The following is a 21,668-nucleotide window of genomic DNA, read 5'->3' on the forward strand; positions in this document are numbered from 1 at the left end:
TTTTATAGACCCCGCTACCGGCGCGGGTTTCCGCGCCCCATTTTGTTGGGGCAGGTGACGCGCAGGTATTCATGGGCGCTTAGCTCAGCGGTAGAGCACTTCGTTGACATCGAAGGGGTCACAAGTTCGAACCTTGTAGTGCCCACCATGAATTCACTGTCCCGGCCACCACCGGGGCACCCGCAACAGAGGCGCTGGCCCGCGCCGCAGGAACAGGAGAAGGACCATGAAGGTCAGGAACTCGCTCCGCTCGCTCAAGAACCGGCACCGTGACTGCCGGGTTGTGCGTCGCAAAGGCCGCGTCTATGTGATCAACAAGACGCAGCGCCGGTTCAAAGCCCGTCAGGGCTGATTTACCGGACAGACAGACATGAAACCGCGCCCCGCAGGCGCGGTTTTTTTTATGCCCGCTGGTCTGGCATGCGCTTTGTCGGGCAGAGCTTTCTGAACCGCTGGACCCGGACGGGTGCCGTATTGATGGGGTGTTCCGGCCTCTGGGTTCTTCCGGGCCGGTTCGCTTGGGCACCTGCCGTTTGATCTTTCCAATTTGCCAACCGAAGCCACGGACCCGGCAAGGGGGCGCAGGCTTGCCTAAAAACATATATATGTATATATGTTTTGTGGAATTGAGTCGCGCTGCTATCGACTCGCTGCGCCGTTCCCCGCCCCGCCGCCAAGCCGCGCGCAGGGGCGGGATGACCGGAAAATGCGGTCCGCCGTTCCGGGCGCGACCGCGAAATCAGAAAGGAAAGACCAGAATGACCGCCTATCCCGAGCTGAAATTGCTGATCGATGGTGAATGGTGCGATGCGTCTACCGGGGCCACGCAGGACGTCATCAATCCGGCCACCGAAGAGGTGTTGGGCACGCTGCCCGCGGCGTCGCCTGCCGATCTGGATGCGGCGCTGCAATCGGCACAGCGCGGTTTTGAGGTCTGGAGCACCATGTCACCCTATGGGCGCGCGGCCATCCTTGTGGCTGCGGCACAGTTGATCCGCGCGCGTACCGAGCAGATCGCCATGTCGGTGACCCTTGAAAACGGCAAACCGCTTGCCGAAGCGCGGATGGAGATCGGCACGGTGGTCGATATCCTCGAATTCTCCGCCGAAGAGGGCAAGCGCCTGCACGGTCGTATCGTCGAGGGCCGTGCGCCGGGCGTGCGCCATCACGTTGTCAAGGAGCCGGTGGGCGTTTGCCTGGCCATCACGCCGTGGAACTTCCCCATCAATACCGTCGCCAAAAAGCTGGGCGCGGCCCTGGGTGCGGGGTGTTCGGTGATCCTCAAGGCGTCCAATGAAACCCCCGCATCGGCGCTGCACCTGGTGCGGGCGCTGGTGGATGCCGGGTTGCCGGCGGGTGTGGTGAACGTGGTTTTCGGCCCTTCGGCACAGCTGACCAATCACCTGATGTCATCGGATATTGTGCGCAAGGTGTCGCTGACCGGGTCGGTGCCGGTGGGCAAGCAATTGGCGGTGTTCGCCGCCGAACGGATGCAGCGGTTGACCATGGAACTAGGCGGTCATGCCCCGGTGGTGGTGTTCGACGATGTGGATATCGGCAAGGCGATCGATCTTTTGGTGCCGGGCAAGTTCCGCAATTCGGGCCAGATCTGTATCTCGCCCACCCGGTTTTTTGTTCAGGACGCGATCTATTCGCAATTCGTCGATGCGTTTACCGAAAGGGCCGCCGCGATCAAGGTCGGCAACGGCATCGAGGACGGCACCATGATGGGCCCGCTCGCCAATGCCCGCCGTCTTGGCGCCATGGACGGGTTTGTCGCGGATGCACGTGCGCGCGGTGCCACCATCACCACGGGAGGGGAGCGGATCGGCAACAAGGGTTACTTCTTTGCGCCGACCGTGATCAAGGATGCGCCGGATGACAGCATGGTCATGACCGAAGAGCCGTTTGGCCCATTGGCCCCGATGACGCGCTTTACCACGATTGACGAGGTGGCCGAACGCGCCAATGCGCTTGAACTCGGGCTGGCATCCTATGCTGTGACCAACTCGCTTGATCGGGCAAGCCGGATTGGCGATGCGTTGCAGGCCGGGATGGTCGGGATCAACACCGTGGGCATCGCGATCCCTGAAACTCCCTTTGGCGGCGTCAAGGAGAGCGGTTACGGCGTCGAAGGCGGCCCCGAGAGCCTTGAACACTATGTGGTTCCCAAATCCATCGCGCTGAAAACCGTCCTCTGACACCGGACCGGCCACCGCATATCGCGGTGGCCGGATTTGGACGCACTGCGGTTTAGCTGGCGGTCAGCGTGTAGACGCCTTCGGCGTGCATATAGAGGATGCAAGCCTCTTCCGATGTGCAGGACACCGCGTGCGAGGCCGCCCCGCGCGAGCCGAAATAGCTGCCGGGATTCAGGCTCTCGGTCGCGCTCTCGCCGGACATCGTGACTTCGGTTGTTCCCTGGATCGTGACCGCCCGCAGCAACGGCGCTTCGGTGCTGATCGTACCGAAAAAACCTGCGGGCATGCGGACAAAGCTGCCGCTTTTCTCGCCGGTCCTGAGGTTGCCCCACAGGTAGGACATCTCGACCCCATCGGCCTCGATCCACTGGGCTGCGTCGGAATCCAGCCACACGACATTGCGCGCTTCGACATTGATCGGGCGTTCGCCATCGTCAAACGCCTGGTCCGACGGTTGCACGAGGTATGGCCCGGACAGGATTTCGAGAAAGATCACGCCACGCTCGCCTTCGTTTTCGCCCCGGGAAGCGGTGATGTGATCTTCGCCCAGCGGTTGCACCCAGAACGAGCCGGGGCCCATCCACATCTCGGCGGCGGCTGGGTCGTCGTTGTGAACCTCGCCTTTGATCACAACGGCGCGATAGGTGATGTTGTGAATGTGCGGCGGCGAGGAAAAGCCATCCTGGAACGTGACCAACATGCCCGAGGGCACGTTTTCGCGGATATTTCCCCACAGCGCACCGGCCCGGGGGCTGGCATCGCCGCGCTTGGGGTTCAGCGGGATGAATTCTACATCCGTGTCCCGCACCAGCTCATTGGCGTCGGCGGCTCCGGCAAGCGCGCCGGTCGTTGCGATGGCCAACGCCACGGCAAGTGCCGGCATCTGTTTCGGCATCATGTCATGTTCTCCATTTCAAGATTTGGGAATGACGCCCCGAATCGCAGCTTGGTTCGATTCTGCCAAGTAGGCACAATTTTCTATCATACGATCATAAATGATAGTGGTTTGCCCTTGCGACTCGGGCTGATCCGGAGTCCGGAAAGCTGTTGTTTCGATGTTTCCACGATGGGCTGGGCGCCGAAGGAGAGGCGCAAAACCGCAAGTATTCCAGTCGCTTGGGTTCAATTCCCGGTTTCTAGATAATCTCTATTGATATAAAGGTATATATGTTTTAATGTAGTGCGTAGCAGATGATCGCCGCATCAACGCATGCCGAGGATCATCAGAATTGGAATGTCGGGAAAATCAATGCTTACAAAATTGTAAGTACTTGAGTTTTTGGACTCGGGGCGGGAACCTCTCGCCGGGGTGAGGATTGGGCAATCGTCGGATGCGGCGGCGCGCCGGGTGGTGCGTCTGGCCGGGCGGTATCGCATTGCCAAAGGAGGGAATGACATGTCTCACGACAAGCCGCTTGCGGGAAAAACCGCGGTTGTAACGGGTGCCGGCCGCGGTGTCGGGCGTTCGGTGGCCCTGTATTTCGCGCGGGCTGGTGCGGATGTGGCGATTTGTTCGCGTACCATCGCCGAGCTTGAAGCCGTCAAGGCCGAGATCGAGGCGCTGGACGTGCGCTGCCTGATGGGCGCGGTCGACCTGTCCGACCAGGACGCGACACAGGTGTTCTGTGCGCGGGTTCTGGAGGAGATGAAAGCGGTTGATGTTCTTGTGAACAATGCCGGGGCCGAGCTTGATACCGGTCGCATCGAAGCCTCTGATCCATCGAAATGGTGGAAGACCATCGAGATCAACGTGCGTGGCCCCTACATGGTGACGCGGTTCCTGATGGAGGGCCTGTCCGAAGGGGCCAAGATCATCAATGTCACGTCGGGCATGGGCAAGCGCGCGGGCGACAAGAACAGCGCCTATCACATTTCCAAGGCCGCGATGAACATGTTCACCGATGCGCTGGCCAATGAATTGTGGCCACGCCGGATCGACGTCAACAACCTGATCCCCGGTCCCGTCGCCACCAGCATGTTGAACAAGGACAAGCCCGGCGACCGGCGGACCACGCCCGAAGAAGTACTCGAGCGGTTTGCCGAAGGGGTGCCACCGGGCTTCCCGGAATGGGAACGGCTGAAACATCCCGACGAGGTGGCCGAACTGGCGCTCTACATGGCGACGCGCCCCGTTGGGGGCCCGACGGGCCAGAGTTTCTCGCTGGCGCGGCGACCGCTCTAGACGGAGATTGGGGCCGACAGACGGCTGCGAGGAGGACAGGGAATATGAAATCGATAATCTCGGGACTGGACCGGCTGAACCGCGTGATATGCGGCGGCCTGCGGTGGCTGACGATCTTCCTGATGGCGGCGATCACCCTGAACGTCTTCGTCGGCGTGTTCTGGCGTTATGTCGTCAACAGCTCGCTGCCCTGGTACGAAGAGGCGGGGAAATACATGATGTTCTGGCTGGTCTTCGTGGCCGCCCCGATCGTGCTCAAGAACCGGGGACAGATCGCGCTCGATATCATACCCAACCTGCTGTCGCCGCGGCTGCGCAATCTCAATTACTTGATCATCTATTCGATCGTGCTGGGGTTGATGGGGGTCTTTGTCTGGCAGGGTTACAGCCTCGCCTGGATCGCGCGGAACCAGCAACCCTCGTCCTTTGAGCTGTCCTTCTTCTGGATCTACTTCGCCATTCCTTTCGGCTGCGCCGTGATGGCCCTGATCTCGCTCGAGTTCGCCCTGACCGCGCTGCGCGGCGTGTTCCGGCCCGACGATGTCAATCTCGAACCGGGCGACATGATCGACAATTCCCTGACCTGAACCGGGTGTTGTCCCCGGGATGCGAGCAAGGCCGCTGCTCTGACCGCTGCCGTTTTTCAAGAGGAGTATGCTGACATGCCCTTGACGTTTTTCTGGGTTTTTCTGGTTTTGATGGCGGGAGGTATCCCGATTGTGTTCGCGTTGGCGGCGGGGCCGTTGGCGGGGTTTTTGCTGGCGGATCAGGCGGCGTTTCTCAAGATGTTGCCACAGCGCATGTTCGGGGGGATCGCGCAGTTTCCGATCCTGGCCATTCCGCTGTTCATCCTCGCGGGCGAGGTGATGAATGTTTCTGGCATCACCAGGAGCCTGGTCAACTTTGCCAACGTGCTGATCGGCCATGTGCGCGCCGGGCTGGCGCAGGCCAATATCGTGGCCTCGATCATGTTCGCGGGGCTGTCGGGCTCGGCGGTGGCGGATACCTCGGCGCTTGGTTCGATCTTTGTTCCGGCGATGGAAAAGGACGGCTATAGCCGCGCCTTTTCGGCGGCGGTGACGGCGGCGAGCTCGGTCATCGGGCCGATCATCCCGCCCAGCATCATCATGGTGATCTATGCCTACGTGATGAACGTGTCGGTTGCGGCGCTGTTTCTGGCGGGCATCATCCCCGGCGCGATGGTCGGTATCGGCCTGATGGTGGTGACCGCCATCATCGGCAAGAAACGCAACTATCCCAAGGCCCATAAACGCGCCTCCGGCGGCGAGGTCTGGGCCGCGTTCAAGTCGGCGGCGCTGCCCTTGATGACCCCGGTGATCATCCTTGGCGGCATCGTGTCGGGCATCGTGACCCCGACCGAGGCGGCGGGCGCGGCGGTGTTCTATGCGCTGGTGTTGTCGATGCTGATCACCCGCACGGTCAAGCCGGCGGACCTCGTGGGCATCTTCTATCGCACCGGGCTGGTGTCATCCTCAATCCTGCTGATTGTCGGGTCGGCCACGATCTTTGGCTGGGCGGCGACGGTGTCGGGGGTGCCGCAGGCGCTTGGGCGGTTCCTGTTCACCATCACCGAGAATCCGTTCCTGCTGCTGATCCTGGTGAATATCCTGCTGCTGTTCATCGGCATGTTCCTCGATGCGGTGCCGGCGATCCTGATCCTGGGGCCGATCTTTGCGCCGGCGCTGGCGCAGGTGGGCGTGGACCCGGTGCATTTCGCGATCATCATGTGCGTCAACGTCACGGTCGGGCTGGTGACGCCGCCGATGGGGATGATCCTGTTCGTGGCCTCGGGGCTGACCCGCACCGGGATCGAGGTGATCTCGCGCGAGCTCTGGCCCTACCTCGCCGTGCATTTCCTGGTGATCGTGCTGATCTCGATGATCCCGGCCCTCACCCTGACCCTGCCAAAACTCTTCGGTTTCATGTGAACACCCCAATTCCAAACCTGACATAGCATCAATAACGGGAGGACCCACCATGTCTGTCACATCCAAACTCAACAAGCTTGCCATCGGATTAACAAGCGCCATCGCGCTGGCATCCGCCACGCAGGCCGCGGATTTCACAATGAAAATCGGCCATGTTTCTGCCGTGACCCAGCCGCTGTCAACCTGTGCGGAGGTGATGAAATCGCATGTCGAACGCTATTCCGGCGGCCGCATCGAGGTTCAGCATTACCCGGCGGGCCAGCTTGGCAACTTCCGGGAAAATGTCGAAGCGGTACAGCTTGGCACGCTTGAAATGACCCTGACCTCGGGCGGCGGCATCGCCAATTTCTTTGGCCCGATCCAGGCCTTTGACATCCCGTATCTCTTTGCCAATGACCAGGTGATGGACAAGGTCATGGCCGACCGCGAGCTGACCGAAAAGCTCCGCGCAGACGTGATGGCCGCCACCGGGTCGGTCCGGCTGATGGGGATGACCGGTGGTGTCGGCTGGCGCGATTTCTTTGCCAATGTGCCGGTCAAGACCGCCGCCGACCTGCAAGGGGTCAAGATGCGCACGGTGGAATCGCCGGTTTCCATGGAATTTGCCGGTGCCCTTGGCATGAACCCGACGCCGGTGCCGTGGCCAGAGCTCTATACATCGCTGGCCACCGGCGTGGTGAACGGCACCAAGAACGCGCTGTCGGACGTGGTTGATACCAGCCTGAACGACTATGTGAAATACGCGGTCGCCGACCACCACACCCATAACCTGATCTTTTGGTGGATGTCGGATACCTGGCTGCAATCGCTGCCCGCGGATCTGCAGGGCGTGGTGGTTGACGGGTTTCACGAGCTGACCAAGACCTGCAACGGTCTGCCCGGTGCGCTGTATCTTGAGAAATACGAGAAATTCGTCGAATCCGGCGGCGAGGTCCACATCCCGACCGAAGAGGAAAAGGCCACCTTCCTGCCCGGCCAGCAACCGGTGATCGACTGGTTCGTCGAGAAATACGGCAGCGAATATTACGACCTCGTCCAAGCCGCCGTCGCCCGCGCCGAGGCCGAAATCGAAGCCGAACGCGCGAGCTTTACCGGTCAGTAACGGCATGAAACCGCACCGGCTCTGGCAAATCAGGGCCGGTGCATCACGGGTGGCCGACATGGGAGTTGGCCACTTGTCGCCCAAACCCCAGGGATGCGCAGATGTTGATTTCCGCCCTGATGCCTGACGCCCTGAGCCCGGATTGCCGTCTCAGGCTGCGTCGTCGGTCTTGGGGTCCTGCGCGGCCTCTTCGGCAAGTTTGCGTTCTTTAAAGGCTATGCCCCATTCACGCATCACCGACAGGACCGGTTCCAGCGAGCGGCCAAACCCGGTCAGCTCGTATTCGACGCGGGGCGGGACCTCGGCATATACGTGCCGTTTGATCACGCCATCGGCTTCAAGCTCGCGCAGTTGCAGGGTCACCATGCGTTGTGTCGCGTTCGGCATGTTGCGGCACAGCTCGCCAAAGCGCAAACGGCCCACCAGAAGGTTGCACAGGATAACCGGTTTCCACCGGCCGCCGATCACGCTCAGTGTTGCCTCGACATTGCTGCCGGTTCTCCAATCGTATTTGCGGGCCACGGGATACTCCTCGGAATTCGAAGGCGTTGCATGGGCTCAACTACGCGAAACGCCGCTATTCGTCAATAAATGCTTAAACTTACATTTTTGTAGGTATGTGCAGTTCCCCGCGCTCCGGGCCGGTCAATCGGGCGGGTCCGGACCGGTTCACGTCAACCAGGTTGCAACGCCGCCATCGCGGCCCAGAAGAAGGATTTCAAATGAATCGCCTCGATAACAAGATTGCCCTCATCACCGGGGGAGCAAACGGGCAGGGGGCCGCCGAGGCCGAACTGTTCATCGATGCGGGGGCCAAGGTGGTCATCACCGATGTCAACAGCGAGGCCGGCGAGGCGACCGCTGCCCGGCTGGGCGAGAATTGCGCCTTTTTGCAACATGATGTCAGCTCGCAAGACGATTGGGCGCGGGTGGTGGATGCGGTTGTGGACCTGCATGGCCGGATCGACGTGTTGGTGAACAATGCCGGGATCTTTCGGGTGCTGGGTCTTGCGGATACGGATCTCGGCACCTGGGAGCAGACGGTGGCAATCAACCAGACGGGCGTGTTCCTGGGCATGAAGGCGGTTGCGCCGGTCATGCAGGCAAACCGCGCGGGCAGCATCATCAACATTTCCTCGATCGCCGGGCTGGCGGCGTCCAAGGCGCATGCCTATTGCGCAACCAAATGGGCGGTGCGCGGGATGACCAAGGCGGCGGCGGTTGAATTGGGCCCGTCCAACATCCGGGTCAACTCGATTCACCCCGGCTATATCGAAACACCGATGCTGGACGCATTTGGCGTGCCGCGCCAGGAGCTTGTGGCCAAGATCCCGTTCGGCCGCACGGCCGAGGTGATCGAAGTGGCCAAGGTGGTGTTGTTCGTCGCGTCAGACGATGCGGGGTACTGTACCGGCCACGAATTCGTGGTCGACGGCGCGATCAAGGCCTGATCGTCGCCGCGAACCTGCCCTTGGCCGACCGTCTCCCCCCGGCACAAGGGCAGGTTCATTACCGTTCAGACAACGAGAAACCGGGGCCAGCCAGCTGACCCCGGTGTCCTGTTTTCATCATATCCGGGTCAGGTAAATTCCCGCTCCACCGCCGCCACATTGATGCCCAACCCCGGTGCGTCCGACAGGGTGACCCATCCTTCGCTCAGATCGAGCGGGAACACCTCGTCGCGATAGGTGTTTTCGTTGACGTCGCATTCCAGCAGGCCGGCACCGCCCGCCGCTGCCAGCAGGTGGGCCGAGGCCGCCAGCGCGATCCCCCCGCCCAGCGAATGCGGGCAGTAGGTCAGACCGCTTTCGACCACGGCGCGCGCGACCGGCAGGCATTCGGTAAAGCCGCCCCACTTGGCGATGTCGGGCTGCACAAAGTCCAGCCACTTGGCGCGCGTCACGGCGTCATATTCATCGCGCAGCAGGAAATTCTCGCCGCCCGCAATGGGGATCGATGTCGCTGATTTCAGCGCCTGCCAGCTTGCCGTGGGGGTGTCAACGGGCATCGGCTCTTCGATCCACAGCGGTGCATGCGGTTCGATCCAGCGCATCGCCTGCATCGCGTCTTCGGGTGACCAGCCCTGGTTGGCATCGAGCAGAAACCTCTCGCCCTCCTTGAGGTCTTCGGCCACCGCCTTGACGTTGCCGCGATCGGTGTCTTCGCCAAAGCCCACCTTGACCTTGAACTTGCGATGTCCCTGGCTGCGGGCCTGTGCAACCGTGTCGAGAACGCCAACCGGGTTGATGCCGCTGGCATAGGCCGGGATGCGGTGGGTTTCGGCTCCCAGCAGAGCATAAAGCGGGTCGCCCAGGCGCTTGCCGAGCATGTCCCAGATGGCGATGTCCACACCCGCGATGGCCTGCGAAATCGGGCCGGGTTCGCCGGTTTGCAGCCGCAGGATCCGCAGCCGCGCATTCATTGCCTGGTAACAGGCTTGCGGACCCGCAAAGGTCTCGCCCACGATCCGCGGTGCGATTTCGCTTTCGATCAGGCGAACCCGATGCTCGGCACCGCAGACCGGAAAGTTGCACCAGACCTCGCCATAGCCCTGGACCCCGGAGGCATCGGTGACCCGCACCAGCAGCGTAGGCCGGTCATGCATGACCCCAAAGGACGTGCGCACCGGCGTTGAAATCGGCGTGCGTACCAGCCGCGCGTCGATCGCGGTAAGCGTCACGTCGGTGTTCTTGGTGGTTAGCTTGCTCATTCTGCTGTTCCCTTGCTCAAGCGTTGCGCGCGTCTTGCAGGATCATGTCGCTGGCTTTTTCGGCGATCATGATCGCGGGCGCATTGGTATTGCCCGAGACGATTTCCGGCATGATCGAACAATCGACCACCCGCAGGCCCTGAACCCCGTGCAGGCGCAACCGTTCGTCCACCACCGCGCCGTCATCGCGACCCATCCGGCACGACCCGGTCGGGTGATAGACCGTGGTCGAGTTGCCCCGCACCCAGTCGAGGGCCGCGTCATAATCATCGAGATCCAGATCGCGGGGCGGGCGGAATTCCTCGGTGATCTCGCCCGCCAGCGCCGTCTGTCGCGCGATGTTGCGCGAGATGCGCACGCCTTCGACGGTACGGCGGCAATCGTCTTCGGTGGACAGGTAATTGGGTTGAATCCTGGGTGCCGCAAGCGGGTCGGGGCCGGCCAGCGTGATCTCGCCTTTGCTGGTCGGGCGCAGCACGCAGACCGTGGCGGTAAAGGCGGAAAACGCATGCACCCCTTCGGCCGGGCTATCGGCGGACCAGGGATTGATATGAAACTGGATATCCGGCGTCGCCTCGTCGGGGGAACTGCGCAGAAATCCGGCAACCATGCTGGCCCCCATAGTCATCGGGCCGTTGCGGTTGAAGCCATAGCGCATGGCGGTTTTCATCTTGGCGATGAGGCTGCGTACCTCGTCATTCACCGTGGTGTTGCGGGTCTTGAAGGTCGTGCGGGCCTGGAGGTGGTCCTGAAGGTTCTTGCCGACGCCCGGCAGATCATGGTTCGGCGCAACCCCCGCCTTGCGCAATTCCGCGCCATTGCCGATTCCCGACAGCATCAGGACCTGCGGCGAACCAACCGCGCCACAAGACAGGATGACCTCGCGCCGCGCGGTGATCCTGCGCACCTGCCCCGACCTGTCGGTGATCTCGACGCCGGTGGCCCGTTTGCCGTCCAGCACGATCCTGCGCACCTGCGCACGGGTCAGGATTTCCAGGTTCGGGCGGTTCTTGACCGGGTTCAGATAGCCCACGGCCGTGCTGCACCGACGCCCGTTGCGAATGGTCAGCTGGTAATATCCAACCCCTTCCTGCGTTGCGCCATTGATGTCGTCATTGGCCGGATACCCCGCCTGTTGCGCGGCCTTGATCCAGGCATCGCAGATCGGATGGGTATAGCGCGGGTTGGAGACCCCCAGAGGCCCATCCGCGCCATGCAGATCGTCCGCGCCGCGTTCATTGCCTTCCGAGCGTCTGAAATAGGGCAGCACGTCATCCCAGCCCCAGCCGGCATTGCCCATCTGCCGCCAGCGGTCGTAATCTTCGGCCTGCCCACGCACATAGAGCAATCCGTTCAGCGCCGAACTGCCGCCCAGAACCTTGCCGCGCGGCCAATTGATCGACTTCTGGTTCAGGCCGGGGATCGGTTCGGTCTTGAAGCACCAGTCATAGCCGGGATTGTTCATGGTTTTGAAATACCCGGCCGGAACATGGATCCACGGATAGGTATCGCGCCCGCCGGCCTCGATCAGCAGAACCCTGTGCCTCGGGTTTTCGCTCAGCCTGTTGGCCAGTACACAGCCTGATGACCCGGCGCCGACGATGATGAAATCCGCTTCCATGTTAACTCCCGAAGCTGAAGGACAAGATTGGGTGCCGGCCCGGCACATGCGCCCGGGCCGGTGGGCAATGCCGGATCAGAGCGGCCTGAGCCCCAGGATCTCGCGTGCCTCTGCCGGGGTCGCCATTGTCCCGCCCAGGGATTCGACGATGCCAATGCCTTTTTCCACGAGCTGGGCGTTGCTTTTGCACAGCTCGCCCTTGTCGATGTAAACCGTGTCTTCCATGCCGATGCGCACATGGCCGCCCATCAGGTAGGACAGCGCCATCATGCGGAACGCGTTCCTGCCGATGCCAAAGGCGGCCCATTCGCTCTGTTCGGGAAGCTGCGAGATCAGGTAGGCCAGCGTCTGATAATTCGCCGCCGCGCCGAAATTGATCCCCATGACGAACTGGAACATGGTGGGCGATTTCAGGATGCCCTTTGCGATGAAATCCTTGGCCATGTTCAGGTCGCCGGAATCGAAAATCTCGATCTCCGGCTTGGTGCCTGCCTCGTTGGCGATATCGGCCATCACCTTCAATGTCGGCGGCGTGTTGATCACCGTCCAGGTCTTGTTGACCATGGTGTTGAAATCCAGCGTGCAGATCTCGGGTTTCAGTTCCTTCACATGTGCCGACCGCAGGGTCGGGTGGCATAGCGTGGTGCCGGGTCCGGCCACGCTCGGATCGGCTTCGCTGGGCACAAAACGCTGGCCTTCGCCGGTGGTCAGGTTGATGACGATGTCCGAACCCGCATCACGAATGCGATCAACCACCTCGCGATACAGGTTGATGTCCATCGACCCCTTGGCGGTCTCGGGATCGCGTACATGCATATGGGCGATGGCGGCACCGGCCTTGCCCGCATCAATCGCGGCCTGCGCGATTTCGGCCGGGGTTACCGGCAGGTTTTCATTCTGCGAGGGCATCGTCCCGTTTCCGGTAACGGCGCAGGTCATGATGGTTTTCCTGGACAAGTCTAAGCCCCTTTTCGTGTTGCTGCGGCGGCGCGGTCGCGGCCTCCGTTTGGGTGGCTCTCGGAGCCATTCATAAATTTCTATTGTTATAAACTACTATATGTTTTAATGTTTGTCAAATCAGACAACAGGCCCAACCCCGACCGGCGGGGTCTCGGGCGCCGGATCCGCAGGGATCCCCGAACAATCGTTGATGGGAGAAGGCAATGGAAAATCAATCTACTAGCCCGCGCACCGCGCTGGTCACCGGTGGTGCATCGGGCATTGGCCTGGCCTGTGTCACGCTTTTGGCGCGGCAGGGGATTCGCGTCGCCATGAATCACCTCGAAGACGATTCGCAGGGGGCGGAGCAGGTTGCGCGGCTGCGCGCCGAGGGGCTTGACGTGATCTCGGCCCCCGGCAACGTGTCGATCCCGGGCAACGCGGAAGCGATGGTCGAGGCCGCGATTTCCGAGCTTGGCGGGCTGGATTACCTGGTCAACAACGCCGGGATCTCTGCCACCCGCGATCCGATCCCCCCTTCGGATCTGGACAAGATTGGCGAGGACATGTGGATGGCGTTGTTGAACACCAACCTGATTGGCGTGTTCCGCTGTGCCAAGGCCGCCGCGCCGGCATTGCGCGCCGCGGGCGGGGCGATTGTCAACACGGCCTCTACCGCCGGTGTCGGACTGCAGGGCAGCAGCACACCCTACGCCGCCAGCAAGGCGGGGGTGGTCAGCGTGACCCGGTCGCTTGCCCGTGGCCTTGCCCCGGAGGTGCGGGTCAACGCGGTTGCGCCCGGACAGGTGGCAACCCCCTGGACCCAGAACTGGCCCGCCGAGCGCAAACAGGCAGCCTTGGACAAGATGTTGATCAAGCGCCACGTCCAGGCCGAAGATGTCGCGCAAACCATCGTCTACCTGTTGACCGGCGCGCCGATGATCACCGGCCAGACTCTGGTGATTGATGGCGGGATGACGCTCTAGTGCGCGTCGCCATTGCTATCCAAGGAAATCGATGCGGAATTCCAGCGCGTCGCCCGGATAGATCAGGTCGCCGAAATAGATCAGCTGGCCGTCCTTGTCCTTGACCTTGCGGACGACCTTGAACACCGGCGAATTCACTTCGACCTGCAAGCCTTCGGCCATCTCAAGATCGGCCGAGGCCAGCGCCACCGTCTGGGTCGCCGATCCCAGGTCGATACCAAGGTCCTTGAAGGCCAGCACAATCAGTTCCCGGTCAAATTGCTCAGGAGCGCTGTCATAAATGTCCTTTTTCAGGTGCACATCCAGGATGCAGAATGGCTGGCCGCCAAGCTCGTGCCGGCGCTTGAGCCGTTTGAACGCAACGCCATCGACCATGATGTCATCCTCAAAGGCGGTGTCGGTGCTGAGCACGACCTCAAGTGGCATGTCGCCGCCCAGCAACTGCGACATGTCCGAGGTGACGGAAAACACCCGGCGCGGTTTGAGCTCCACATGTTTCACAAAGGTGCCGCGCCCCGAGGCCCGCTCGATCAGGCCCTCGGCGTCCAGCGTGTTCATCGCCTGCCGGACCGTCAGGCTGGTGACACCGAATGTCTGGGCCAGTTCGGCCAGCGACGGCAGTTTCTCGCCGCTCTTCAGATCGCCGCTCAGGATGCGGCTGCGCAAGAGCGAGGCCACTTCGACATGCAGGGGCACATTGCTCCGGCGCATGGATTGCAGGGACATGGGGGCTGACCTTTCCGGAGTGGCTAAAGTTAGAAACATATATAGGTCTTTGGGGTGGGAAACGGCAACCCTCCACATGACCAAACACTGCGCAAGAGGAGTATGCTGACATGCCCTTGACGTTTTTCTGGGTTTTTCTGGTTTTGATGGCGGGAGGTATCCCGATTGTGTTTGCGTTGGCGGCGGGGCCTTTGGCGGGGTTTTTGCTGGCGGATCAAGCGGCGTTTCTCAAGATGTTGCCGCAGCGCATGTTCGGGGGGATCGCGCAGTTTCCGATCCTGGCCATTCCGCTGTTCATCCTCGCGGGCGAGGTGATGAATGTTTCGGGCATCACCAGGAGCCTGGTCAACTTTGCCAACGTGCTGATCTCGATGATCCCGGCCCTCACCCTGACCCTGCCAAAACTCTTGGGTTTCATGTGAACACCCCAATTCCAAACCTGACATAGCATCAATAACGGGAGGACCAGTAATGCCCCGAGAACGCAATCGGATGCAGGGCGCGCGGTGGCGGTGATGGACCACACCAACACGCACTGCAACAGCAAGGTGCTGCGCGAATGCACCCTGCCGCTGACCGGCAAGGAGGTGGTCCAGGGCGGGCTCACGATCGCCGAATGCGCCGACGGCGTCACAGAACAAGACCTCCGGGACGCAACGCTGGCAACGATTATCCGCCAGCCTCAAGAGCGATAAAAGGAACTGAAACATGACAGATATGAGTGACAAGACCGTTGTCGTGACGGGATCGACCTCGGGCATCGGGCTTGGTCTGGCGCGCGGGTTTGCGCAAGCGGGTGCAAATGTCGTTCTGAACGGCTTTGGCGATGCTGGCGAGATCGAGGCGACGCGGTCCGAGCTTGACGGGCTGGGTTCGGGCGCGGTGTGCTATGACGGTGCCGACATGACCAGGCCGGACGAGATCGAGGCGCTGGTGACGGCGGCGGCGGCCCGGTTCGGCGGGGTTGATATCGTGGTCAACAATGCCGGAATCCAGACCGTATCGCCGGTTGAGGATTTCCCCAGAGACCGGTGGGACATGATCATCGACATCAACATGAACTCGGCCTTTCACGTCATCCGCGCCGCGGTGCCTTACATGAAGGCGGCCGGGTGGGGGCGGATCATCAATATTGCCTCGGCGCATGGGCTGGTGGCGTCCCCGTTCAAATCGGCCTATGTCACTGCCAAGCACGGGGTCGTGGGGATGACCAGGACGGTTGCGCTCGAAGTGGCCGAGGATGGCATCACCTGTAACGCGATCTGCCCGGGCTACGTATTGACACCGCTGGTCGAGGCGCAGATCCCCGACACCGCCAGGGCGCGCGGCATGAGCGAAGATCAGGTCAAGCGCGACGTGTTGCTGGCGGCACAATGGACCAAGAAATTCGTCACCGTCGAACAACTGTCGGGGGTCGCGCAATTCCTCTGCTCGGATGTAGCAGAGAACATCACCGGAGTCGCCTTGCCCGTAGACGGCGGCTGGACTGCGGCATAGGCTGGAGGAATGTTGCACAAAGTCGTTTCTGCCGCCGATGCCGCCGCCCTGATCAAGGATGGCGATACCCTCACCACCTCGGGCTTTGTCGGCATCGGGGTGCCCGACGAGTTGCTGGCCGCCGTCGAGGCCCGGTTTCTTGAAACCGGGCATCCCCGTGACCTGTCGCTGGTCTTTGCGGCGGGGCAGGGGGATGGCAAGACTCGCGGGTTGAACCGGCTGGGCCATGACGGGTTGCTGAGCAAGGTGGTCGGTGGGCATTGGGGGCTGATCCCCAAGGTGGCGGCGCTGGCGGTTGCGGGCAAGATCAAGGGCTGGAATCTGCCGCAAGGCTGTATCAGCCAGCTTTATCGCGACATCGCTGCGGGCAAGCCGGGAATGCTGTCGCGGGTGGGGCTTGAGACCTTTGTCGATCCGCGCAACGGGGGCGGCGCGATCAACGACATATCGACCGAAGCACAGGTCGAACTGATCGAGATCGGCGGCGAAGAGATGCTGTATTACCCGGCTCAGCGGCTGAGCGTGGCGCTGTTGCGTGGCACCACGGCGGACGAGGCAGGCAATATCACCCTGGAACGCGAGGCGCTGACCATCGACAACTTGGCTCAGGCAATGGCGGTCAAGAACGCCGGTGGCGTGGTCATCGTCCAGGTCGAGCGGATCGCCAAGGCCCACACCCTGCCTGCCCGCGATGTGCAGATCCCCGGCATCCTTGTTGACGCGGTGGTGGTGGCAAAGCCGGAAAACCACGTTCAGACCTATGCCACGGCGTTCAGCCAGGGGTTCACCGGCCGGATGCGCACGCCCGAAGGGGCGATCCCGCCCATGGCGCTGGATGCCCGCAAGGTCATCGCGCGGCGCTGTGCCTTTGAGTTGCCGGTGAACGGGGTGGTGAACCTGGGCATCGGGATGCCCGAAGGCGTGGCGGCAGTGGCCGCCGAAGAAGGGCTGCTTGATCACGTGACCCTGACCGCCGAGCCGGGGGTAATCGGCGGCCAGCCGGCCTCGGGGCTGGATTTCGGTGCGGCGGTCAATACCGATGCGGTGATCCCGCAGAACAACCAGTTCGATTTCTACGATGGCGGCGGGCTGGACATGACCTGCCTTGGATTGGCGCAGGCGGATGCGACGGGCAACGTCAACGTGTCGCGGTTCGGGCCGCGGCTGGCCGGGGCGGGCGGGTTCATCAATATTAGCCAGAATGCCCGCGCGGTGGTCTTTGCCGGGACTTTCACCGCCAAGGGGCTGGACATTGCCATTGACGGCGGCGCCGTCGAGATCCGACAGGAGGGCAGCCAGCGCAAGTTCCTTGATCACGTGGAGCAGATCACATTTTCCGGGGTCCGCGCCGCGCGCCTGGGCCAGCCGGTGACTTATGTGACCGAGCGCTGCGTGTTTGAATTGACGCCGGAGGGGTTGAAGCTGATCGAGATCGCACCGGGGGTGGATCTCGACCGGGATATCCTGTCACAGATGGCGGTACGTCCGATCATCGACGAGGTGACACAGATGGATGCGCGCATCTTCCAGCCCAGGGAAATGGATTTGCGCACGGACCTGCTGCATCTTGACCTGCCCGACCGCATCGCGCTTGACGGCGCAAGCAACCAGCTTTTCCTCAACTTTGAAAAGATGCGTGTGCGTTCGTCGGTCGAGGTTGAGCGGGTCGGGCACCTCGTGGCGGAAACCTGCGCCGCACATGGGCAGCGGGTGGACGTGATCGCCAATTACGACGGGTTCCGCATCGACGAGACGCTTGAGCTGGATTGGGCCCGCATGGTAGCGCGTCTGACCGAGCGGTATTATCGCCACATCTCGCGCTATTCCGGATCGGCCTTCATGCGCATGAAACTGGGCAAGGTTTTTCCCGAAGCCCGGACCCACATCTTTGAAACCAGCGTGCAGGCCCGGAGATTTCTTGAACAATAACGGTTGGGATTACCCCACAACCGTCATTTCCGCGGCGAACCGTTTCCAGTTCTTGACATAATTGTCCGCCGGTTTGCGCAGCGAGGCGAGCCCCTCTTCGCCAAGCGGGCGGATTACTTTGGCCGGGGCGCCCATGACCAGAGAGCCATCGGGGATCTCCTTGCCCTCGGTGACCAGTGCGCCCGCGCCGATCAGGCAGTTCTTGCCGATCCTGGCGCCGTTCAGCACCGTGGCTCCCATCCCGATCAGGGTGCCGTCGCCGATGGTGCATCCGTGAACGATGGCCCGATGGCCAACCGTGACCCCGGCACCGATGGTCGCGGGAAAACCCGGATCCGCATGGATCATCGCGTGTTCCTGGATGTTGGTGCCGTCCCCGAGGATCAGCGGTTCCTTGTCGCCGCGCAGCACCGCGCCGAACCAGATGCTGACATCGCGGCCAAGGTGAACGTCACCGATGACATGTGCGCCGGGCGCAACCCAGAACGTGTCGGGGCCGGCGGTTTGCGGAGCGATATCGCCAAGGGCATAGATGGGCATGGGAAAAACCTTTCATAATTGTGGATACGGTACGGGCCGCTAGGTGCTGCCACGCTGGATCAGTTCAAAGCCGAGATCGACGATCTGGCGTTCGGTATCGGGACGGGTTGCGTTGCGCAGGATGCTCTGGGCGATCAGCCGGCCCATTTCCCGATGGGGCGGGCGGATCGTGGTCAGGGGCGGGTGGCTGGCGCGGCCGGGGTCAAGATCGCCGAAACCGATCACCGACAGGTCGCCGGGCACCCGGACCCCCAGGTCGGCGGCGGCGGACAGGCCGCCAAGCGCAACCGCGTCACCCGAGAACGCGATGCCATCCACGTCGGGCGTTTCTTTCAGGATGCGGCGCAGGATGGCATCGCCGGCGGCGACATTGCGTTCCGTCACCTCGACAACGTGGCCCTCCACTCCGTCGTGGTCGCGCACGGTTTCCATGAACGCTTCTGCCCGCATCCGGGCGCGGGGGTCGCGGGCCAGGATATGGCCGACAAAGACGATGTTGCGGCGCTGTTTCTCGATCAGGTGCTTTGCGACCGCACGACCGGCCCCTTCCATCGAAAACCCGATGATGTTGTCCACTGGTCGGCGGGTGAAATCCCACATTTCATAGACCGGACACTCCGCACCCGACAGCAGCCGGACCGCCCCGCGCGCGTGATGTATGCCCGTCACGATCAGCGCCACGGGGTTCCAGCGCAGAAAGGCACGGATCGCGTTTTCTTCGCGCTGGTCGTCATATTCGTGGGTGCCGATCATCATCTGGAAGCCCGAGTTTTCAAGCTCCGACGACATCGCCTGAAGCGATTGGCTGAAAAACGCGTTGGCCAGCGTGGGCACGACCACCCCGACAATCGGGCTGTGCGCGCCGGACATCGAACTGGCGATCGGGCTGGGGCTGTATCCCAACCGGTCGACGGCGGCCTGCACGCGCTTGGTCAGTTCGGGGGATGCCGAATCAGGGTTACGCAGAACGCGGGATACCGATGCCAGCGACACGCCCGCCGCCGCCGCAACGTCTTGCATTCTGACCTTTCCATTGGTGCTGCCGCGGCGCTTCGACATGTCAAATCCGGGGGTGGTGTTTGATTCAGCTTTCTGAAAGCGTTTACATCATACGGGTCGTTTTTCCAATGGGCTAAGTATTACTGTTTAATAATAAGGGAGTAGTTCGAAAATGGACGTGATTCCATCCAAAGTAACGTTTTCTTGTGACGGTTGAGGTGGGCGACTCCCCAGGGGGTGATCCTGACGTGGCGGGGCGCGCGACGCCGGCCCGCGCCGGATGCCGCTGGCGTCATTTCAGAAACGGGTGGTGATCACCGCATGGCAAAGGGCACGCCTGGCGGCGGCGCAGGGGCTAGCGGATGCGGGCCTCGGTCTTGCGGTCAAACAACATCGCCCGATCCGGGGCAAAGGTGATGCCAACGCGCGCGCCTTCTTGTGAGCGGTGGTCGCCATGCTCTTCGACAACAACCTTCTCGCCGGTGGCCGAGACCAGATAGGCATAGGACGTACCGCCAAGCGCCTCGGTCAGGTCGATGTCATGGGTGTCGCCCGCCGCATCGATCTGGATATGCTCGGGGCGAATGCCAAGCGATACCTCGGTGCCGTCGCCGGGCAGGTCAACGGGCAGATCGAAACGCGCGCCAAGTCCCGGAACATGCACTTGCCCGCCTTCGACGATGCCATCCATGAAATTCATCGCGGGCGAGCCGATAAAGCCGGCGACGAACCTGTTGTCCGGATCGCGATAGAGGTCGAGCGGCGCACCAACCTGTTCGATATTGCCGGCGCGCAGGACCACGATCTTGTCGGCCAGCGTCATCGCCTCGACCTGATCGTGGGTGACATAGATCATGGTTGCGCCGATTTCCTTGTGCAGCCGCGCGATCTCGACCCGCATTTCGACGCGCAGTTCCGCGTCGAGATTGGACAATGGTTCATCAAAGAGAAAGACCTCGGGGCCGCGCACGATGGCGCGCCCGATGGAGACCCGCTGGCGTTGCCCGCCAGACAGGGCGGCGGGTTTGCGATCAAGATATTGTTCCAGCTTGAGAATACGCGTGGCTTCCGCGACCTTGGCGGCGATTTCGGCCTTGGGGTGGCCATTCATCCTGAGCCCGAACCCCATGTTTTCCCGGACCGTCATATGCGGGTACAGCGCATAGGTCTGGAACACCATCGCCACGCCGCGCTCGGCCGGATCCATCCGGGTGACATCGCGGGCACCGATGCCGATGGCACCCTCGGTGGTTTCCTCGAGCCCGGCCACCATGCGCAACAGGGTGGATTTCCCGCAGCCCGACGGGCCGACGAACACACAGAACTCGCCGTCTTCGATTTCCAGGTCGACCCCATGAATGACCTGCGCGTCCCCATAGCGTTTGATGACGTTTTGAAGTGTTACACCGGACATTCGTGTGTTCCTCTGTTGTGTAGGGTCAGGACGGGAATTGCCAGGACGTTGCCTCGGCCCCGATCCTTGCCGTTGTTTCCAAAAGGGCAGTGCGAAAGTTGTTCAACGAGTCAAGCGAGTGGTGATTGGTGGAGGTCGCGATCGATACCGCCCCCAGGACCCGGCCGTTATCCGACAGGATCGGCGCCGCGATCGAGATGATGCCCTGTTCATGTTCTTCACGGTCATAGGCGATGCCAAGGTCGCGGATCTCGTGCAGTTCCGGGATCAGGGTCTCGGCGCTGCCATGGGTGGAGGGGGTGTATTTGAAATAGGCCTGCTGTTGCAGCGCGATATCGAGTCGCCGGGGCCCCATGAACGCCAGCATCGCCTTGCCGACACCGGTGCAATAGGCCGGCACCACCTTGCCCGCCTTGGCCAGGGTCTGCGACCGCCCCGGTGCCTGAAGCTTGTCGATGAACAGCACCTGCCCGTTGTCGATCTGGGCGAGATGCACCGTTTCCCGGGCCTGTGCGGCCAGTGATTCGATGAATGGCCGCGCAATCGGTGCCAGCGAGGCAGTTTTCCACGCCGCATGGGCCAACCGTATCAACCGCAGCCCAAGGCTGTAGGTCTGTTCGCCCGGATCAAAGGACAGCATCGATTGATCGACCAGCGTCTTCATCAGCCTGTAAAGGGTTCCTTTCGGGAAATCAGACAGTTCAAGGACTTCGGGAAAACGGACCGGACGTTCGAACGACGCCACCAGCTCAAGCACGACCAGGGCCTTCTTGACCGTTCCGCTGCCTGGTTGTGTTTCCGCCATTTGTTTCAATCCCTGGTTTGCCCGGCTGACCGGGCAACGATGTTGACAACAGTAGGTGCTGTGTGGCT

Annotated in this window: 22 protein-coding genes and 1 tRNA gene; 13 read left to right on the forward strand and 10 right to left on the reverse strand. The window is 61.9% G+C overall.

What is annotated here, in order from left to right; all coding sequences use genetic code 11:
* The first annotated feature begins 73 nt into the window (after nt 1-73).
* The 3 genes from ACP15R_RS15970 (at nt 74) to ACP15R_RS15980 (ending at nt 2,201) form a co-directional block, all read left to right on the forward strand.
* Nucleotides 74-148: transfer RNA gene (locus ACP15R_RS15970), tRNA-Val, on the forward strand.
* 78 nt (nt 149-226) lie between these two features.
* The gene (gene ykgO / locus ACP15R_RS15975) at nt 227-352 is read left to right on the forward strand and encodes a type B 50S ribosomal protein L36 (protein ID WP_005850168.1); all 126 of its coding nucleotides are present in this window, start codon (nt 227-229) and stop codon (nt 350-352) included.
* Nucleotides 353-758: 406 nt separating this feature from the next.
* The gene (locus ACP15R_RS15980; protein ID WP_424987457.1) at nt 759-2,201 is read left to right on the forward strand and encodes an NAD-dependent succinate-semialdehyde dehydrogenase; all 1,443 of its coding nucleotides are present in this window, start codon (nt 759-761) and stop codon (nt 2,199-2,201) included.
* A gap of 52 nt (nt 2,202-2,253) precedes the next feature.
* Here ACP15R_RS15980 and ACP15R_RS15985 read toward each other — a convergent pair whose 3' ends face one another.
* A complete protein-coding gene (locus tag ACP15R_RS15985; RefSeq protein ID WP_424987458.1) occupies nt 2,254-3,099 on the reverse strand; it encodes a DUF4437 domain-containing protein in 846 nt (281 codons plus the stop codon).
* Between the two features lie 498 nt (nt 3,100-3,597).
* Between ACP15R_RS15985 and ACP15R_RS15990 the strand changes: the two genes are divergently transcribed.
* The 4 genes from ACP15R_RS15990 to dctP all read left to right on the forward strand — a co-directional run bounded on the left by ACP15R_RS15990 (nt 3,598) and on the right by dctP (nt 7,434).
* Nucleotides 3,598-4,383 (forward strand): SDR family NAD(P)-dependent oxidoreductase, encoded by a 786-nt coding sequence (locus ACP15R_RS15990; RefSeq protein ID WP_424987459.1) that lies wholly within the window; start codon nt 3,598-3,600, stop codon nt 4,381-4,383.
* Between the two features lie 44 nt (nt 4,384-4,427).
* A complete protein-coding gene (locus ACP15R_RS15995) occupies nt 4,428-4,970 on the forward strand; it encodes a TRAP transporter small permease (RefSeq protein ID WP_424987461.1) in 543 nt (180 codons plus the stop codon).
* 75 nt (nt 4,971-5,045) lie between these two features.
* Nucleotides 5,046-6,332: a TRAP transporter large permease gene (locus ACP15R_RS16000; RefSeq protein ID WP_424987463.1), complete on the forward strand. Its 1,287-nt coding sequence runs from the start codon at nt 5,046-5,048 to the stop codon at nt 6,330-6,332.
* Nucleotides 6,333-6,381: 49 nt separating this feature from the next.
* A complete protein-coding gene (gene dctP / locus ACP15R_RS16005) occupies nt 6,382-7,434 on the forward strand; it encodes a TRAP transporter substrate-binding protein DctP (protein ID WP_424987464.1) in 1,053 nt (350 codons plus the stop codon).
* Between the two features lie 150 nt (nt 7,435-7,584).
* On the opposite strand, the gene ACP15R_RS16010 is transcribed toward dctP, so the two are convergent.
* A complete protein-coding gene (locus tag ACP15R_RS16010) occupies nt 7,585-7,956 on the reverse strand; it encodes a winged helix-turn-helix transcriptional regulator (RefSeq protein WP_424987465.1) in 372 nt (123 codons plus the stop codon).
* Between the two features lie 200 nt (nt 7,957-8,156).
* Here ACP15R_RS16010 and ACP15R_RS16015 point away from each other — a divergent pair, with 200 nt between their 5' ends.
* Nucleotides 8,157-8,885 carry an SDR family NAD(P)-dependent oxidoreductase gene (locus ACP15R_RS16015; protein WP_424987466.1) on the forward strand — a complete coding sequence of 243 codons (729 nt, stop codon included), beginning with the start codon at nt 8,157-8,159 and terminating at the stop codon, nt 8,883-8,885.
* Nucleotides 8,886-9,013: 128 nt separating this feature from the next.
* Here the strand turns inward: ACP15R_RS16015 and ACP15R_RS16020 are convergent, their stop codons facing one another.
* The 3 genes from ACP15R_RS16020 to ACP15R_RS16030 all read right to left on the reverse strand — a co-directional run bounded on the left by ACP15R_RS16020 (nt 9,014) and on the right by ACP15R_RS16030 (nt 12,704).
* Nucleotides 9,014-10,144 (reverse strand): mandelate racemase/muconate lactonizing enzyme family protein, encoded by a 1,131-nt coding sequence (locus tag ACP15R_RS16020; RefSeq protein WP_424987467.1) that lies wholly within the window; start codon nt 10,142-10,144, stop codon nt 9,014-9,016.
* A gap of 16 nt (nt 10,145-10,160) precedes the next feature.
* The gene (locus ACP15R_RS16025; protein ID WP_424987468.1) at nt 10,161-11,765 is read right to left on the reverse strand and encodes a GMC family oxidoreductase; all 1,605 of its coding nucleotides are present in this window, start codon (nt 11,763-11,765) and stop codon (nt 10,161-10,163) included.
* Between the two features lie 75 nt (nt 11,766-11,840).
* A complete protein-coding gene (locus ACP15R_RS16030; RefSeq protein ID WP_424987470.1) occupies nt 11,841-12,704 on the reverse strand; it encodes a 3-keto-5-aminohexanoate cleavage protein in 864 nt (287 codons plus the stop codon).
* Nucleotides 12,705-12,928: 224 nt separating this feature from the next.
* Here ACP15R_RS16030 and ACP15R_RS16035 point away from each other — a divergent pair, with 224 nt between their 5' ends.
* On the forward strand, nt 12,929-13,690 hold the full coding sequence (locus tag ACP15R_RS16035; protein WP_424987471.1) for an SDR family NAD(P)-dependent oxidoreductase: 762 nt from the start codon (nt 12,929-12,931) through the stop codon (nt 13,688-13,690).
* A 15-nt stretch (nt 13,691-13,705) separates the two neighbouring features.
* Here the strand turns inward: ACP15R_RS16035 and ACP15R_RS16040 are convergent, their stop codons facing one another.
* A complete protein-coding gene (locus ACP15R_RS16040) occupies nt 13,706-14,416 on the reverse strand; it encodes a GntR family transcriptional regulator (protein ID WP_424987472.1) in 711 nt (236 codons plus the stop codon).
* Nucleotides 14,417-14,526: 110 nt separating this feature from the next.
* On the opposite strand from ACP15R_RS16040, the gene ACP15R_RS16045 reads away from it, so the two are divergent.
* From ACP15R_RS16045 to ACP15R_RS16060, 4 genes are all read left to right on the forward strand, one after another.
* The gene (locus ACP15R_RS16045) at nt 14,527-14,838 is read left to right on the forward strand and encodes a TRAP transporter large permease subunit (RefSeq protein WP_424987473.1); all 312 of its coding nucleotides are present in this window, start codon (nt 14,527-14,529) and stop codon (nt 14,836-14,838) included.
* Between the two features lie 93 nt (nt 14,839-14,931).
* Complete coding sequence (locus tag ACP15R_RS16050; RefSeq protein WP_424987474.1) at nt 14,932-15,111, forward strand: hypothetical protein; 180 nt, start codon at nt 14,932-14,934, stop codon at nt 15,109-15,111.
* Nucleotides 15,112-15,124: 13 nt separating this feature from the next.
* On the forward strand, nt 15,125-15,913 hold the full coding sequence (locus tag ACP15R_RS16055) for a 3-hydroxybutyrate dehydrogenase (RefSeq protein ID WP_424987475.1): 789 nt from the start codon (nt 15,125-15,127) through the stop codon (nt 15,911-15,913).
* A gap of 9 nt (nt 15,914-15,922) precedes the next feature.
* Nucleotides 15,923-17,842: an acyl CoA:acetate/3-ketoacid CoA transferase gene (locus tag ACP15R_RS16060; RefSeq protein ID WP_424987476.1), complete on the forward strand. Its 1,920-nt coding sequence runs from the start codon at nt 15,923-15,925 to the stop codon at nt 17,840-17,842.
* A 9-nt stretch (nt 17,843-17,851) separates the two neighbouring features.
* Here ACP15R_RS16060 and ACP15R_RS16065 read toward each other — a convergent pair whose 3' ends face one another.
* The 4 genes from ACP15R_RS16065 to ACP15R_RS16080 form a co-directional block, all read right to left on the reverse strand.
* On the reverse strand, nt 17,852-18,382 hold the full coding sequence (locus ACP15R_RS16065) for a gamma carbonic anhydrase family protein (protein ID WP_424987477.1): 531 nt from the start codon (nt 18,380-18,382) through the stop codon (nt 17,852-17,854).
* A gap of 39 nt (nt 18,383-18,421) precedes the next feature.
* Entirely contained in the window at nt 18,422-19,402 is a 981-nt protein-coding gene (locus ACP15R_RS16070; RefSeq protein WP_424987478.1) for a LacI family DNA-binding transcriptional regulator, read from the reverse strand.
* A gap of 334 nt (nt 19,403-19,736) precedes the next feature.
* Nucleotides 19,737-20,795 carry an ABC transporter ATP-binding protein gene (locus tag ACP15R_RS16075; RefSeq protein ID WP_424987479.1) on the reverse strand — a complete coding sequence of 353 codons (1,059 nt, stop codon included), beginning with the start codon at nt 20,793-20,795 and terminating at the stop codon, nt 19,737-19,739.
* A gap of 25 nt (nt 20,796-20,820) precedes the next feature.
* Nucleotides 20,821-21,600: an IclR family transcriptional regulator gene (locus tag ACP15R_RS16080; protein ID WP_424987480.1), complete on the reverse strand. Its 780-nt coding sequence runs from the start codon at nt 21,598-21,600 to the stop codon at nt 20,821-20,823.
* Between the last annotated feature and the right edge of the window lie 68 nt (nt 21,601-21,668).

The sequence above is a fragment of the Microbulbifer sp. S227A genome (genome assembly GCF_049800935.1).

Coding starts and splice junctions, on each gene's coding strand:
- ACP15R_RS16065 (WP_424987477.1), bottom strand. CDS start 18,382: ATGCCCATCTATGCCCTTGGCGATATCGCTCCGCAAACCGCCGGCCCC.
- ACP15R_RS16080 (WP_424987480.1), bottom strand. CDS start 21,600: ATGGCGGAAACACAACCAGGCAGCGGAACGGTCAAGAAGGCCCTGGTC.
- ACP15R_RS16070 (WP_424987478.1), bottom strand. CDS start 19,402: ATGCAAGACGTTGCGGCGGCGGCGGGCGTGTCGCTGGCATCGGTATCC.
- ACP15R_RS16075 (WP_424987479.1), bottom strand. CDS start 20,795: ATGTCCGGTGTAACACTTCAAAACGTCATCAAACGCTATGGGGACGCG.
- ACP15R_RS16020 (WP_424987467.1), bottom strand. CDS start 10,144: ATGAGCAAGCTAACCACCAAGAACACCGACGTGACGCTTACCGCGATC.
- ACP15R_RS16060 (WP_424987476.1), top strand. CDS start 15,923: ATGTTGCACAAAGTCGTTTCTGCCGCCGATGCCGCCGCCCTGATCAAG.
- ACP15R_RS16045 (WP_424987473.1), top strand. CDS start 14,527: ATGCCCTTGACGTTTTTCTGGGTTTTTCTGGTTTTGATGGCGGGAGGT.
- dctP (WP_424987464.1), top strand. CDS start 6,382: ATGTCTGTCACATCCAAACTCAACAAGCTTGCCATCGGATTAACAAGC.
- ACP15R_RS15980 (WP_424987457.1), top strand. CDS start 759: ATGACCGCCTATCCCGAGCTGAAATTGCTGATCGATGGTGAATGGTGC.
- ACP15R_RS16015 (WP_424987466.1), top strand. CDS start 8,157: ATGAATCGCCTCGATAACAAGATTGCCCTCATCACCGGGGGAGCAAAC.
- ACP15R_RS16055 (WP_424987475.1), top strand. CDS start 15,125: ATGACAGATATGAGTGACAAGACCGTTGTCGTGACGGGATCGACCTCG.
- ACP15R_RS15995 (WP_424987461.1), top strand. CDS start 4,428: ATGAAATCGATAATCTCGGGACTGGACCGGCTGAACCGCGTGATATGC.
- ACP15R_RS15990 (WP_424987459.1), top strand. CDS start 3,598: ATGTCTCACGACAAGCCGCTTGCGGGAAAAACCGCGGTTGTAACGGGT.
- ACP15R_RS16025 (WP_424987468.1), bottom strand. CDS start 11,765: ATGGAAGCGGATTTCATCATCGTCGGCGCCGGGTCATCAGGCTGTGTA.
- ykgO (WP_005850168.1), top strand. CDS start 227: ATGAAGGTCAGGAACTCGCTCCGCTCGCTCAAGAACCGGCACCGTGAC.
- ACP15R_RS15985 (WP_424987458.1), bottom strand. CDS start 3,099: ATGATGCCGAAACAGATGCCGGCACTTGCCGTGGCGTTGGCCATCGCA.
- ACP15R_RS16050 (WP_424987474.1), top strand. CDS start 14,932: ATGGACCACACCAACACGCACTGCAACAGCAAGGTGCTGCGCGAATGC.
- ACP15R_RS16040 (WP_424987472.1), bottom strand. CDS start 14,416: ATGTCCCTGCAATCCATGCGCCGGAGCAATGTGCCCCTGCATGTCGAA.
- ACP15R_RS16000 (WP_424987463.1), top strand. CDS start 5,046: ATGCCCTTGACGTTTTTCTGGGTTTTTCTGGTTTTGATGGCGGGAGGT.
- ACP15R_RS16030 (WP_424987470.1), bottom strand. CDS start 12,704: ATGACCTGCGCCGTTACCGGAAACGGGACGATGCCCTCGCAGAATGAA.
- ACP15R_RS16035 (WP_424987471.1), top strand. CDS start 12,929: ATGGAAAATCAATCTACTAGCCCGCGCACCGCGCTGGTCACCGGTGGT.